The organism is Ktedonospora formicarum (assembly GCF_016587355.1).
Lineage (GTDB): Bacteria > Chloroflexota > Ktedonobacteria > Ktedonobacterales > Ktedonobacteraceae > Ktedonobacter > Ktedonobacter formicarum.
The window spans coordinates 3969399-3983280 of sequence record NZ_BNJF01000001.1; the positions used below are offsets into that span (position 1 = coordinate 3969399).

General features: G+C 51.9%; 10 protein-coding genes. 6 read left to right on the top strand and 4 right to left on the bottom strand.

Features of this window, described 5'->3' with window-relative positions:
• Nucleotides 1–5 precede the first annotated feature (5 nt).
• Nucleotides 6–1193 (bottom strand): sigma-70 family RNA polymerase sigma factor, encoded by a 1188-nt coding sequence (locus K3T82_RS17135; protein WP_220194657.1) that lies wholly within the window; start codon nt 1191–1193, stop codon nt 6–8.
• 476 nt (nt 1194–1669) lie between these two features.
• Here K3T82_RS17135 and K3T82_RS17140 point away from each other — a divergent pair, with 476 nt between their 5' ends.
• Together K3T82_RS17140 and K3T82_RS17145 are read left to right on the top strand one after the other, a co-directional pair.
• On the top strand, nt 1670–1876 hold the full coding sequence (locus K3T82_RS17140; RefSeq protein ID WP_220194658.1) for a hypothetical protein: 207 nt from the start codon (nt 1670–1672) through the stop codon (nt 1874–1876).
• Between the two features lie 167 nt (nt 1877–2043).
• Nucleotides 2044–3765: a HEAT repeat domain-containing protein gene (locus tag K3T82_RS17145; RefSeq protein WP_220194659.1), complete on the top strand. Its 1722-nt coding sequence runs from the start codon at nt 2044–2046 to the stop codon at nt 3763–3765.
• A gap of 197 nt (nt 3766–3962) precedes the next feature.
• On the opposite strand, the gene K3T82_RS17150 is transcribed toward K3T82_RS17145, so the two are convergent.
• On the bottom strand, nt 3963–5252 hold the full coding sequence (locus K3T82_RS17150) for an NAD(P)/FAD-dependent oxidoreductase (protein WP_220194660.1): 1290 nt from the start codon (nt 5250–5252) through the stop codon (nt 3963–3965).
• A 12-nt stretch (nt 5253–5264) separates the two neighbouring features.
• Nucleotides 5265–6569 (bottom strand): DUF1015 domain-containing protein, encoded by a 1305-nt coding sequence (locus K3T82_RS17155; RefSeq protein WP_220194661.1) that lies wholly within the window; start codon nt 6567–6569, stop codon nt 5265–5267.
• Between the two features lie 866 nt (nt 6570–7435).
• On the opposite strand from K3T82_RS17155, the gene K3T82_RS17160 reads away from it, so the two are divergent.
• Both K3T82_RS17160 and K3T82_RS17165 read left to right on the top strand, forming a co-directional pair.
• Nucleotides 7436–9280, top strand: coding sequence for a protein kinase domain-containing protein (locus tag K3T82_RS17160; RefSeq protein ID WP_220194662.1), 1845 nt, complete (start codon nt 7436–7438; stop codon nt 9278–9280).
• A gap of 103 nt (nt 9281–9383) precedes the next feature.
• A complete protein-coding gene (locus K3T82_RS17165) occupies nt 9384–9662 on the top strand; it encodes a hypothetical protein (RefSeq protein ID WP_220194663.1) in 279 nt (92 codons plus the stop codon).
• Nucleotides 9663–9701: 39 nt separating this feature from the next.
• Here the strand turns inward: K3T82_RS17165 and K3T82_RS17170 are convergent, their stop codons facing one another.
• Nucleotides 9702–10328, bottom strand: coding sequence for a YbjN domain-containing protein (locus K3T82_RS17170; protein ID WP_220194664.1), 627 nt, complete (start codon nt 10326–10328; stop codon nt 9702–9704).
• Between the two features lie 569 nt (nt 10329–10897).
• Between K3T82_RS17170 and K3T82_RS17175 the strand changes: the two genes are divergently transcribed.
• Nucleotides 10898–11923 carry an aminopeptidase gene (locus K3T82_RS17175; RefSeq protein WP_220194665.1) on the top strand — a complete coding sequence of 342 codons (1026 nt, stop codon included), beginning with the start codon at nt 10898–10900 and terminating at the stop codon, nt 11921–11923.
• Nucleotides 11924–12111: 188 nt separating this feature from the next.
• Nucleotides 12112–13848 (top strand): serine/threonine protein kinase, encoded by a 1737-nt coding sequence (locus K3T82_RS17180; RefSeq protein ID WP_220194666.1) that lies wholly within the window; start codon nt 12112–12114, stop codon nt 13846–13848.
• The last annotated feature ends 34 nt before the right edge of the window (nt 13849–13882 follow it).

Sequence of the window (13882 nt, forward strand, 5' to 3'; positions counted from 1 at the left end):
GTCGCTTACGCGAAGTCGCGCAAGAGATGCACCTGGATAGGCTGGCGAAGCGTGCGCAGAGCCTTAACCTCGATCTGGCGAATGCGCTCTCGTGTCAGCTTAAAATAGGCACTCAATTCCTCTAGCGTATGGCAGTAGCCGTCATGGAGTCCATAGCGTAATTCAATGACCTGGCGCTCGCGCTGGTTAAGCGTCTCAAGTGCGCGCGAAATATGATCACGTAGCACCTGGTGCGTAACTACCTCAGCGGGCGCGGCGGCATGAGTATCGATCAACGTATCGGCAAGATGATACTGCTCGTCTTCAATGAGTGGAGCGTCGAGAGAGATTGGAGTCTCCGCGATACTTTGTAGCTCCACGACACGCTCCTTGGTAAGATTAAGAGCGTGGGCGATCTCCTCTGGGAAGGGATCACGTCCCAGATCCTGATAGAGTTGACGTGTAATGCGCTTCATTTTATAAATGAGCTCTACGACATGGACAGGTACGTGGATGGTGCGAGTATGTTCCGCGACCGCGCGGCTAATCGCCTGGCGAATCCACCAGGTCGCATACGTGCTAAAGCGGAAACCACGTTGAGGGTCGAATTTCTGCACCGCACGAATCAGGCCCAGATTTCCCTCTTGAATCAAGTCAAGTAACGAGATGCCCTGATTGTTATAGCGTTTTGCGATGCTGACAACTAGACGTAAATTAGCTTCAACTAGACGTTTTTGCGCTTCTGGTTCCCCATTAGCCACCCGTCGAGCAATCTTGAGTTCTTGTTCGGGGGTGAGGAGTGGGAAGCGGCCGATTTCGGCCAAATATTGACGAATGGCATTGTCAACTTCCCTGTCACTTTCTCCTTCATCTTCAGTTCCTTCTTCATCATAGAAGGCATCGTCGGGGAGTTCGTTTGTCGTTGTTTTGCTCCGGCGACGACGTGTAGGTGTCGCGCCTTTAGGTTCATCGGGGAAGGAATCTTGCTCAAGAAACGATGTGGCTTCTTCTCCTACCACCTCTTCCGCTGTCACCCTTGTAGATGGACGGCCCGCTTTTCTTCCTCTTGTCCCACCTTCCTCTGAAACGAGTCGGGTTGCTCTTCGGCGGGTACGCTGACTGGCTACTGTTCCTTCACTTGCGGCAGAGTCTTGTCCATGAATATCGAAACGAACTTGTGGTTCTCTCTCTTTGTGTTTGACACTGGCTACCATATACCTACTCCTTTACCTCAAAACCCATTCCACTACTTGGTAACCGGAGACGCAGGATGCTGAAACTTGATGTTCTATCCTTTCCAGTCTGTATCCTAGACACAGCGTTCAACATTACCTGTTGTCCAAAAATTTTTTAGACACATCCCCCCTTGTCTCTATGTATTGCAAGATATGTGCCAACAGATCGGCCTGGGTATAGAGATGTTTGGATGTGTTGGAAAAAAATAGATATACAGAGGCTTTAGAAGCGCTTGTGAGCTTTATTGAATCCCATATGTATTTCCACCTCAAAATGCTAAAGAGGACGGTGTGCCCTATGAAAGTAGGGGCGAAAATTTTTACAGGTACTGCGGATATATCCGCAGTTTTTGGGGTTGTTTCGATTGTGAAAGAATACACGCCTGCGACGCGTTTATTTGGGCGAGAGATTGTGATGTCAGGAAAAGTCCTATCTAAGGAAGGATCGCGGGATTATGGATCAATTGAGACGACGTACCTTGCCTCATGCTGGAGGCTCATTCCGTTTTGGATGTTGGGATAGGGTGCGCTGGTGGTTAGTTTCTCCTGGGCGTATGGAGTTCTGGTTATGGATTGTCTGCTTTCTGCTCCTGGTTGCGACGACGGGAGCGATACTCGTGATGGCCTTGTGGAATGTGGGCTGGTTATCCATTACCCCCTGAAGGCGATGCGGTAGTTTGATACCAGAAATAGCCTATCTCAAGGCTCATTCTCGCTCTGCTGTGCTTCCTCTTTCTGCTCGACTTGTGTAGGGCAAAGTGGTACAATAGCTCCCACTAGCGCATGGTGTGCCCACAGTGATGCCAGTGGAACAAAGGAGTGAAGTGTAATGCCAGGAGGCCGAGATAGCCATAACCTACCTCATGAGAGCGTCGATAGTATTTTGCTTGCAGTCAGTCGTCGAGACGATCTGGACCATGAGACCTTATCACACTATTTTGATCGCCTTGATGAAGAGTGGACCAATGGCGCTCGCGAAAAGGTGCTCCATTTGTTGCGCAGCCGGGATACCTCAGCGCATACCGCCGCCATTCTTATCCTTGCCGAGCTAGCGACCGATTTTGATCTTGAAGAGCTCGAAGATTTTGTCACTGATCCGACCGTGAGTGATATGGTCAAGCTTTCCCTCTCCCCTATTTTGAAAGAATTAGGCTCCGAAATGGCGGATGATGGATTGGTAGAGTATCTCAATGACCCTGCTGGCGCTATGTTGCAAATGCAAATGCATCTACTAGAGCTGGTGGGGCAGAGTGAAAAAGGGGTGGAGTCGGTACTTGAAGATGTAGCGTCGATGTCGCTTGAGCGAAAACTGGCATTTATCAACTGGCTAGGGAATAGCAATGATCCGCGAGCGGCAAAATTACTCATCCCTTTGATGGAGAATCAAACTGGTAAGGTCGTCACCTCGGTGATTGACGCGCTTGAGCAATTAGGCGCGATGGCGGCTCAGCAGACCATCCCTGCCCTGAACTATCTTGTCTCTACAACCTCTAATCGCCAGGTGAAGCAACAGGCACGCGCAGTCCTTGGACGCTTAATGATGCACTCTTCACCCGATCTTGAGATGGAAGGCAATGTGGTCGCGCTCCAGCATCTTCAGCCCTATCAGGCACGCGCTAGTTTTATCGATGGGTCGGGCTCTCAAATTGTACTGCTATCCTGGAAGCGACCAGATGGGCAGCTCAAGGGCGTGAATGTCATGATGCAGGATCAGTGGGGCGTGAAGGATTGTTTCGGCATTGACGATATGGAGCCGCATCAATGGGTAGAATTGGTTACGGAACTGGATTCGCAGGGCTTTGCGAGCTTTCATATCTCTTTTGAATATGCCAGGAAGCTTATTATGGCGAGCCGTGCCATGAATAAGCGTTCGCGCCACAAGTTACCTATCGCGTATACGGTCTGGCGTCCTTTGATTGAGGCAAGCCCGGAGGAGTATGATCCATCTGTGCAAGCGGATGAGCCTGCTCAGGAGAGCGCGAAGGAACAAAAAGAGTTGCTCCCTATTTTAGAGCCTCTTACCTTTGATGAGAAGACGCAAGCATTAGCTCAGCGAGGCGCGGACCTCTATAAATTGCCGGAGTTCGCCTCCTGGCTCTTTGACCCGGTGACACGTCTGGAACCGTTCATTAATCGCTATTGGAGCGGACACAACGCGCAAGAGCTCTTTCTCGGTAAGGGCAAACGGCGTCGCAAGGCGACTCCCGCCAGTAAGGAGAAGCTAGAGCAGGATGATAAGTTAATTGGTGACGCTCTGGACGAACTGGTTGACGATCAGTGGCGTACCCTCTACGAGACGCGTTTGCGCAGACAGGCGGCTTTCTTCCTCTACTCCGGACGGGATAAAGAGGCTTCGCTCATGCGTGCAGTGGCGGCGCAATTACACCCTTCTTCCGGTGTGCCGGTGCGTGAACAGGCCTTTGCGCGCACCATGATCCAGACCTCGATTGAGCAAGGCCCCATGCGGATGATGATAGAGGCACTCGGGTCTGGTAATCTTGAGCCGCTTCCAATCACCTTCTTCAGCGATGATGATACACCTCAAGGTTAACTGCTTATATTTTCACCTCCTTAACAGTGATGATCGTTCGAGTTGGATCAAAAAGACATAAAATGCGACAAGGCATGTTTCACGTGAAACATGCCTTGTCGCATTTTATGGGGGCGCGATGCATAACATCGAAACCACAACCTCTCACAATTTGCTGTGCCCTCCTCGCGTTCAAGCGCTGAGAAGGTGACAGAGCGCTAGTGGGCCGGAACCGTGGCAGGCGCTTTCAGAATTTCCTGGGCTGCATACTCGCCGCTATGCATGGCTCCCTGGATACTGCTAGATTTAGTGTATTCCCCTGCCAGGTAGAGTCCTTCGGTTTCTGTTCGGTTGCCAGGCAAGGTGTCATATATACCTGGAGGCTGATGAAATTGTGAGAAGGGAATACGATAAATTGCCATGAGTTGCCAGTGCTTCAGGTCGCGCTCTGGGAACCAGGTCGCGATCTCTTCGCGGCAGCGCTGAGCCAGTGTTTCATCATCTTCAGCAGGATTGCCCAGAATTGTTGCGCTCAGCAGGTGTTTGCGCGGCGGAGCGTACGTCGGAGCTATATTGGTGAGCAGGACGGCGTTGTTGACATAGGCGTCCGGGTTGGCGTTCAACAGGATCTTGCGCTGTGGGTAGAGCCGCTCATTGCCCGCGAAGTAGACGCAGACTGAGCCGACTGCCTGTGTTGGGAGAGGTGTTTTGACCCAGCGAGCCGCGACCTGGCTGGAGGTTGCAATCACTACCTGTTCCGCGTGAATCTCCTCACCATTCGCCAGGCGCACTCCGTGTACGTGATTATGGCTGATAAGCAGATCTTCGACGCGCGCGTTATAGCGTATGCTCTGGCGTGGCAGCGAAGCCGCGAGTTGTTCGGGGATGCGCTGCATCCCTTCGGCTGGAAGAATGATCTCTCCTTGCGACAACATCTTAAAGGTGAACTGGAACAGGCGCGCGCTTGTACTGAGCGAGCGATCTAGAAAGATTCCGCCATAGAAAGGGCGCGCGAAGTTCTCAATAAATTTCTCTGAGAAGCCCTGCCGTTGCAGGTAGGCTTCAGTTGACTCGTCCAGCCCATCTGGTTGATCTTCGCCGGCGAAGATGGCGCTTGTAGATTGTTTTGCGAGCTTATTACGCAGGTATAGGATGCGTGCCTTATCTGTAGCTGAGATGAGTGGATTGAAGAGTCCGGGCAGGAGTGCTCGGGTATCGCGCAAAGGGTCAGAGATCTCGTAGCGTTTGCCGTTTTTGACCAGGATGGCCCCTGGTTCGAACTTGCGCTGTTTAAGGCGTCCGTAGTCGAGGTGACGACTGGCCGCCGCGTACGCGGTAAAGAGAACCTGGAAGCCTCGATCAAGGCGATAGCCCTCTTCATGGTAATCCGTGCGTACACGCCCGCCAACCTGGTCCGCTGCCTCTAGAACCAGCACCTCCTGCCCCGACTCTACTAATTTTTTCGCGCATGTCAGGCCCGCCAGACCAGCACCTACGATGAGAATCATGTTGTGTGCTCCTTACCACAAAGGGTTCATAACCAGTCCCGTAATGAGCTTGGGATAAATATAGGTTGACTTCTGCGGCATACGATCATCTGCCTGCGCTACCTCGCACACTTGCCGCAAGGGTGTGCTATTCAGCAGGAGTGCGGCCTGTATCTCTCCATTCACGAGTGCTGAGAAGACGTGTTGCGCGTCATGCGAGTAGCGCACATGGGTCCCCGCTGTCATATCTTCTGGGCGCAGACCGAGTGTCTCCTCCAAAATCAAACGTTGCGCGATAGCTACATCGAGTCGTTTCCAGGCATCGGTGTGTTCGCTGGACTCCATATGCGTCTGCCCCTGGGCCTTCAGGCGAAGCAACAAGGTATCCTGGGCCGTCTTAAGTATGAAGGCGGTCCGCTCGCGCCCGGCTTTTTCCAGGTGTGGGAGGATATCTTCATCCGCGAGAGCCTCAAGATGCTCAACATCAAAGAAGCGAGCAAGTTCCGTCTCTTTGAGCTTTTGAAGGGCATCTGGACCCAGATTGAAGAGAAGCCGATGTGTGGGCATGACTAGCATGCCAGGGTCATCTACATCGATGAGTGACATCAGGGTAAAGTTGGCTGCGTCTTCAGGGTGTAGCGTTTTGCGTTGCTCTTCAAGTTCCGCGCGATATGCCAGGGCTGTTTCATAGCGATGATGCCCATCGGCGATATAGAGTTGGCGCTCGCGGAAGAAGTCCTGAATAAGGGCTATGTGCTCGGAGTTGCGCACGGGTTGCAGGCGACGCTCGACGCCGTCCTCATCACTGAAGCTGATCTCTGGTTGCTCCGCATAGCTCGCAAGGAGACGACGCATGCGCCCCTGGGGATCTTCGAAGAGGCTCATGATCGGGCTCAGATTGGCCGCGCAGGCGCGATAGAGGTTGAGGCGATCTTCGCGAGCCTTTTTCAAGGTATGCTCATGAGGCAAGACGACGCGTGCACTCCAGGGTTCGAGACGCACGCGAGCTAGGAGGCTGGTGCGTGTATAGTTTTGTCCACCTGCCGAGAAGACTTGTTGATAGAGATAATAGCAAGCCTGCTCTTCCATGTGTAAAATACCTTGCGTGCGCCATTCCGAGAGTAGCGCGGCGGCTCGGGTGTAGACATTGTTCAGTTCGTCATCGTGCGGGGTTTGTTGGCCCAATTCCAGGCGAATAATATTGTATGGGTCGCGTTGATAATAGCGCTCCTGTGCCTCTGCGTTGATAATGTCGTATGGAGGGGTTACGACGCTCGAGAGGTCCTGTACCTTATCATGAGCATAGCGCAACCCTCGTAGTGGTTGTACATCGGCCATAAAACAAGCCCCCTTCTCTATAAAGAATACGTGCGTATAAAGCGATCAATCTGCCAGGAAGGTGTGCCGAGCGGATGGTTGTGGCCCTGTGCCCTCCGAACGAAAACCTGAGCGCTTTGCGCTAGCCGCCGAGCAGGCGGCGTTGGTTTTCGTGTAAGACATTCTCCAATCGAAAACCTGAGCGCTTTGCGCGAGCAGCGCTGTGCCCTCGTATAAGGGGTGGTTTTCGCATAAGATTTAAGTGGGCCTGCTCTTTGCTCATTGTACCACAGGGCCGCAGAGGAGGCGAAAACATGGTGCCAGGGTCTAGTTTCAGGTCGTATCGCCCCATACACAAGAAAAAATGTTCAAATTGGGGCTTGACAGCGAGTGAGATGTTATGGTAACATGCTCCATGTAGAACAAAGGTTCAAAACTAAATATGCTCTCCCAATCCCCATCATCTCTCCTCTTTCTATCCCCTGTAGCGGTCGGGTTTCCTCTCTCTCCCTCCCGACCGCTAGGCGGAAAAGACCTTCACTGTGGAACCACGAAACATTCTGATGCTTCTGCCTCTACTTCGCTCTCGCTTTCCCTGTACCGCGATATTATATAAAGGCTTTTTCATCACTAAGGAGAAGGGCCTGTATCATGAGCAGAGGTGAGAAGTGCGAGGAAAACTGGAACACTTCCTCTGGTTGAGAAAATAGGGCATACGCTCTACCCACAAGTCCTATGACGAGCAAAACGCATTGACGTGCATTTATGTGAAGGGTAGAGTATATATGTGTGGGTGAGGTGAAGGTGCATAATTAGTTCTTGCCTTGGGTGAGGAGAGCATGAGAGGGGATGAAGAAGGCAAGGCACATTATGGCGGGAGTAGTTCAATGCAAGCAACAAATAGCCTTACAGGGCAAATCGTGGGCGGTGACTATCTGGTAGAGCGTCTGGTGGGGAAGGGGCGTTCGCAAGTGGTATATCGGGCGCGTCAGGTCTCCACACAGGAGCGGGTTGCGCTAACTTTGTTTCTTCTGCCGGAGCACTTTTCCGCCGCTGCACGTGAACGTTATCTGCAACGCTTCCAACATGAAGCACGTAAAATACAGTCTCTAAGACATCCGCATATTATGGCTGTCTATGCCTATGGGGTATATGACGCTTACCCTTATCTGGTCACGCCTTATATGATGCATGGCTCTCTTGTGGATGTCATCAAGGACAAACAGCGTCTTCCTCATGAAGAAGTCAGGCTGATTGTCGAGCAGGTCACCTCTGGTTTGAGCTACGCGCATGAACATGAGAGTATTCATGGAACGCTCAAGCCCGCGAATATTGTTTTGCAGCCCGATTCCTCTCTGCTGGTGGCTGGTTTGGGCTTGATGCACATGCAGCAGATGAGTGGAATTGAGAAATCCGATTATCCATTCGCGCATCTGCTCAGCATTGGAGGCTCATTTGTTACACCTCCCACATATCTGGCCCCAGAGGTCCTGCGTGGAGAGCATATCGATAAGCGTTCAGATATCTATGCGCTAGGGATCATCCTCTTTGAATTGCTAAGTGGACAGGCGCCATATTCAGGTCGGAAGCCAGAAATGATTCTGCGCCAGATAGAGCAGGAAGACCCTCCTTCTTTGCGCTCGTATGACCCTTCAATTCCCATCTCGTTGGAACTTGTCGTCAGGCAAGCATTGGAGCGGGAGCCGCAGCGCCGTTTCGCGCGGATGCAGGATCTGGCGGAAGCTTTTATTCAGGTCTCGCTCGGTATTGAGCATAGTTCTGCATCGGACCGATTGCCTATTGCATCGCTGCAGGAACCTCAGCAAGCACATGGCTCCTGGCAGTTTTCCCCTCCCATTGTCACCGGGAAAATGCCAGCGGTAATAGACCCTGTGAGAAGGCGCACCTCAGACCAATCGCCCTCTGGGCCTGATGTTGAGCACGTAAGACAGGTGGTCTCATTGCCTGCTCCACCGACGCACGATACGCGCCAGCCTGCCGCGATTGCCACGCCTAAAGGGCGAACAGTACGCCCGTCGATGCGGGAGTCTGCACTCCAACAGCCAGAGGGATTGGCTCACTTACCTGCCCCGACTGATCGAGAGAAGCATGAGCATCATCCTCCTGCTCAGGAGTGGTTTTCACTTGCTGGTCTCGGCGATCATATTGGATCGCCGAATATGCCTGTCGCGCGTACCCTGAAGCGTGTAGAAGCCCCTTTCCCCGCTCCTAAGAAGAGGAGAGGGGTGGGGCGGAGGCGTGTTCTGGCGACATTGGTTGCGGGTGGGGCGACGGTTGCCGGGCTGGCGTTTGCCTTACATCCCACACTGCCTAATTTATTTTCACCGTCAGCGGGTCCTGCTGGAAGCACGCCAACTGATCCCAAGGCCAATCAGAAACCTACGACTGGCATGCCTGGTCATACTGTTTCATTGCCAGGGGCTAACCAACTCTTGAAGAATTCAGCACTTAATTTTATCAATCCCGTTGATAAAAAGGCTAGTGTTCTTGTACATACGGAAGATGGGCAATTCGTGGCATATGAACGCGCCTGCACACATGTTGGCGTCAATGTTAACTACGATAAGGGCACACAGATGTTAGTATGCCCCGCGCATGGCGCTATCTTTGATCCCGCCAAAGGCGGTGCCGTTGTACAGGGGCCAGCCACTCGTCCCCTCCCTCGACTCTCGGTGCGTGTCTCCAATGATGGAACGCTAACATTGCTTTAGATGGCATATGGATAGTTTGGGTATATATGCTTGCCAATAGGGGTTAGAAAGGCTACAATAGCGGCGTCAGTGTTGTTCTGCTTGGAGAAAAGAGGGGTTGCATATGGACTCAATGCTTATTACTTATCTTGGTTTGATTGTGGCCCTTTCCATCCTGGTCTGGAGCGCCGGAGTACTATTTCGTTACTATCGTAAGCCGCGCTCGGGTGTGCATGGACGTAGTCAGAATCTAGACGCTTGGATACCCTTCAATCCTACTACGGCGACTGAGGAAGAATATCTGGAGGCTATTGGGGAGGAGGATGAGGAGTCACCGGCGCGCCTCCATATTCAGACACGTCAGAATGGTCATTCCAATAACGGACATAAGCATACATTCTAAGTATGAGAGAGAGGAGAGGCGCCATTGCCCACTCACTCGCTACTCTTTACTCTTCTCAAAGATGCGTGCGACCTCTGCCAGAATATCTTCTACATTCAACTCAGGTAACTCGTCAATGCTGATTTCGCCAGGGGCTTCTGGTTCAGGTTCTCCATCTTTGTTGTTGTTATCTTCCTTTGGCTGATCTTGTTGAAAGAACTCTTGCTCGCAGGTCTGTAGTGCCTCTTGAACGGGCATTCCCTTGTAAATAATGCGAGGGAGCAGGTTATTGTAAATACTAACAGTTTGCATGATGGCGCCAACCGCTAGTTGAAATTGATCAAAGGAGAGGTCGTGGTCCGCCAGAGGGATAGTCTCTTCCAGGCGTATCTCACCATCTTCCAGGTCCAGGCCGAATTTTCCGATAGCAATGCGGTAATTAACAGCCATTAGAGCTTCCAGGCATTCCAGGCGCTTGCGCTGCGTGATATGTGTAACATGAGGGACAATGAGCATGAGCTTACGTAGACCATCGCGGCGCTGGAGCCCGACGACAAGTCGCCATTGCCCCTGCTCTCCATGAAATACTAGTTCCAGTAGCTCTTGCTGCTCATCAATACGCGATATTTTGAGCCCCATCTGATTCAAATATTCTACTAATTGAGGAATGCCAAAGCTCTGTGCCATTGGGTCTTAGCTCCTTGTATTGTATCTACTGTTCTAGCGTGGGTGAAGGAATGATACGAGCCTTTTTCGTAAATAGGATAGGAAAAGAGGGCCGCCTCCCTTTACAACCTTATTTGCCAGGCGGAAATGCATCGTGAAGCACGTATGTGCTCGCTGTCTGTGTATATGAATACAGTTATTTGTCAAAGTATAACATATGGTTGTGTTGCCTCTAGCCTATCTGTCACATTTGAAGTGTGACAGAGAAGGCCGAAATGATGTCAGACTTACGCTTTTTGTGTAATATGTCTGACTTCAAGGTGTGCAATGCCGGGTATAGTACTGATTGGTGAGTGCAATGATTCGTTTAGCAGTCTTCGGAAGGCTTTGAGCTCATGATATGTAGGCGCTCGCTTAAACCGAGCTCCGAGCCCGCTACTCAATCATCTGCATGCCGCTTTATGGGGGAGCACGTGAGCCTCCCATTTTTCCTTGCGTGGTAGTATAGAGGAAAGATATAATCGCCTCAAATGGCGTATCTACTTGTAGAGTTGTCTATAACTCTAGTGAAAGAGGAGCATTTATTTCGTATGAGTCAAGACCAGAACCTATCTGATGAATCCGTAGAGGCATGTATCCAGCGTGGCGCGGAGAATGCGGTCAAGTGTATGGGGGTGAGCGAGACGGACCGCGTTTTTATCATGACCGATAAGGCTCGCGAGGGGATCGCGCACAAGGTTGCCGATGCCGCCAGGGCTCGCCACGCTAACGTCGAGATGGTTTTGCTAGAGCAGTTTGGGACGCGCCCGCTGACTGTTTTTACCGATGAGTTCCGCCAGGCCATTATTGATGCCAAGCCAACAGTTACTTTTTATATCGCTACGGCCCAGCCTGGCGAGATTGCCTTCCGTATTCCCCTGCTTCCCTTCTTGCAGCAACTCAAGGTACGGCACGGGCATATGATTGGCATCGATGAGCGCCTGATGATCGAGGGGATGTGCGCCGACTATGATGAGGTCTTTGAGGTAACTAACAAAGTGTATGAGATCGTGCGCCACGCTAAGCACATCCATGTAACCTCACCCAAAGGAACCGACGTCAGCGCAACCTTCCACCCCGATTGGAAATGGGTTCCTTGCCACGGGCGCTATACCACACCCGGAAGCTGGGGTAACCTCCCAGAGGGCGAGACCTATACCGCTCCCGCGACCGTTGATGGCGTGCTCGTTTGTGAAGTGTTGGGCGACTTCTTCTCTGAGAAGTATGGCGTTTTGAAGCAGCCATTGACCATCAAGGTGAAGGATGGTTACATTACGGAGGTCAGCGGTGAGGATAAGGCTCTGGCTCAGGAGGTCCATGACTATCTCTTCTCTAGTCCCAATGGTAATCGCGCGGGTGAGTTTGCCATCGGCACCCTGACGAGCTTGAAGCAACTCTCGGGGAACCTGTTGCAGGATGAGAAGATGCCGGGTCTCCATGTCGCCTTTGGTAACCCCTATCCCGAGTTGACCGGCGCTGATTGGACCGCGAAAACGCACGTCGATGTCATTCCAACACAGTGCACGATTGAGGTTGATGGGCGCGTCATCATGCGCGATGGCGTCTTCACCCTTTAAATCTTACTGGTTACGCTGGCTTATTGTGGTGATATTTCAAACCTGAAGCGCCTTTCTTTCGTAGAATAGAGAGCGGGAAATACTCTAAGCGGTATTTCCCGCTTGACAGGTAAGAGAATGCGCATTCCAATATCCTTCTCAGATATGTGTCGTTGCGCCTGTAGTGCGTGATGAAGAGGAGATGCCATATGACAGTGGCGAGAGGGCAGCACCTTATTGGTAAACAGTTTGGTTCCTGTGTGCTAGAGCAGGTGCTGGGGTATGGGGGGTCAAGCGCGGTCTTTCTCGCGCAACAGCACGATCCTGAGCGCAAGGTCGCAGTGAAGGTCTTCCTGCCGCGCCAGAATATGGACCGGCAGATGTTACGCGAATACTATGATCGTTTCCTGCATGAAGCGGAGGTTGCGAGCTCGCTAGATCATCCCCATATCTTACCTATATATGCGTATGGCGAACAGGATGGCCTTCCTTATATCATCATGCCCCATATGTCGGGGGGGACACTTGCGCAATATATCTCCAAACGAGGAGCGCTCTCTTTACAAGAAACGCACTGGTATCTGGCACAAATCGCCCAGGCGTTGGAATATACCCATGAACAGGGGTGGGTCCACTGCGATGTCAAACCTGCTAATATTCTGCTCGACGACGAGGGGCATGCCATGCTTTCGGACTTTGGCATTTCGCGTAAGCTGGCTACCAGACAACAGGTCACTGATCTGGAGCGGGATGGAAACAGCGAGATGCTTATGGGAACGCCGGACTATATTTCGCCTGAGCAGGCTATGGGACGCGTTGTCGATGGGCGTTCCGATGTGTATTCGCTTGGAATTACCCTCTTCTATGTGCTGACAGAACAATTGCCGTTTAAGGCTGATTCAACCATCGCCCTGGCTCTACTTCATATACATGAGGAGCCTCCTCTCCCTGGCATGATTCGTAAGGATGTTAAGCCTGCTGTTGATGAGGTCATAAAAAAGGCCTTGGAGAAGGCCCCCGAAGAGCGTTTTCAGAATGTCGAACATCTGAGCGAAGCCTTTGCTGCCGCACTGGCTGTCAAAGCGCGTCGTGTAGCTCGACGCTCTACACCATCGCGCTCTACACCATCGCGCTCTACACCCAGCAGGAGGCATGGTCGTCAATCTGGCACTTTTCTCAGAGGTAGTAAGCGCTCGCATCGAGGACTCCTGTTAGGTGGCACGCTCCTGGTGCTGCTCCTTGTTAGCACAGTGATCTCGCTTTCGGGAGTGCTCATGACGTATTGGCCGTCAGCGAGCCTGGCTTCGCCCCGCCTTACTGGTGGCAAAACGCCTCAAGCTACACTTACTCAGGTTTCTGACCTCTTTGCCGAACGTACCCAGTGGCCGTTGAGCCAATCGTTCTTCTTTGATACTACCGGTGCGCAGTATCATATCGTGAATACCTCTCCACAAGAAGTCCCTCTGATATCACTCTATCAGCGGCGCAACTTCGACGATTTTCGCCTGGATATCTCGATGCAGGAGGTGCGAAACTCGGCCCCAAATGATGGCGGTGATTTCTATGGCGTCATACTACGCTCCGATGCTGCGCAATCTCATTACTATCTCTTTGAGGTCCTGACCTCGGATATTGGGCAGTATATCTTCCTACGCTACGATAGTACCGCGAGCCAGAAGTGGACTTCATTGGCAAGTGGATTAGCACCTATGCTACGTACCGGCATGGGGAATGAGAATAAGCTTCGTATCGATGCCCAGGGGAATAGCTTTAGCATCGCTATTAATGGGCATTCTCTGGGCGATCCGATCAAAGATCAATCCTCTGACGCTGCTACCGCGCCTAAAAGCGGACAAATTGGCTTGTATGTAGAAGAGCAAGGCATGGAAGTGGCCTTCTCTCATCTTCAGGTGACGGCGAGCACAGAAACTTCCCAGGTTTCATAGATGAATGAAGGAGCGATAAAAGCCTATCGCTCCT

What these genes read in the sequence shown, in the direction of transcription:
- K3T82_RS17140 (WP_220194658.1), top strand. Translation starts at nt 1,670, where the DNA reads ATGGATCAATTGAGACGACGTACCTTGCCTCATGCTGGAGGCTCATTC.
- K3T82_RS17165 (WP_220194663.1), top strand. Translation starts at nt 9,384, where the DNA reads ATGGACTCAATGCTTATTACTTATCTTGGTTTGATTGTGGCCCTTTCC.
- K3T82_RS17160 (WP_220194662.1), top strand. Translation starts at nt 7,436, where the DNA reads ATGCAAGCAACAAATAGCCTTACAGGGCAAATCGTGGGCGGTGACTAT.
- K3T82_RS17150 (WP_220194660.1), bottom strand. Translation starts at nt 5,252, where the DNA reads ATGATTCTCATCGTAGGTGCTGGTCTGGCGGGCCTGACATGCGCGAAA.
- K3T82_RS17180 (WP_220194666.1), top strand. Translation starts at nt 12,112, where the DNA reads ATGACAGTGGCGAGAGGGCAGCACCTTATTGGTAAACAGTTTGGTTCC.
- K3T82_RS17145 (WP_220194659.1), top strand. Translation starts at nt 2,044, where the DNA reads ATGCCAGGAGGCCGAGATAGCCATAACCTACCTCATGAGAGCGTCGAT.
- K3T82_RS17135 (WP_220194657.1), bottom strand. Translation starts at nt 1,193, where the DNA reads ATGGTAGCCAGTGTCAAACACAAAGAGAGAGAACCACAAGTTCGTTTC.
- K3T82_RS17155 (WP_220194661.1), bottom strand. Translation starts at nt 6,569, where the DNA reads ATGGCCGATGTACAACCACTACGAGGGTTGCGCTATGCTCATGATAAG.
- K3T82_RS17170 (WP_220194664.1), bottom strand. Translation starts at nt 10,328, where the DNA reads ATGGCACAGAGCTTTGGCATTCCTCAATTAGTAGAATATTTGAATCAG.
- K3T82_RS17175 (WP_220194665.1), top strand. Translation starts at nt 10,898, where the DNA reads ATGAGTCAAGACCAGAACCTATCTGATGAATCCGTAGAGGCATGTATC.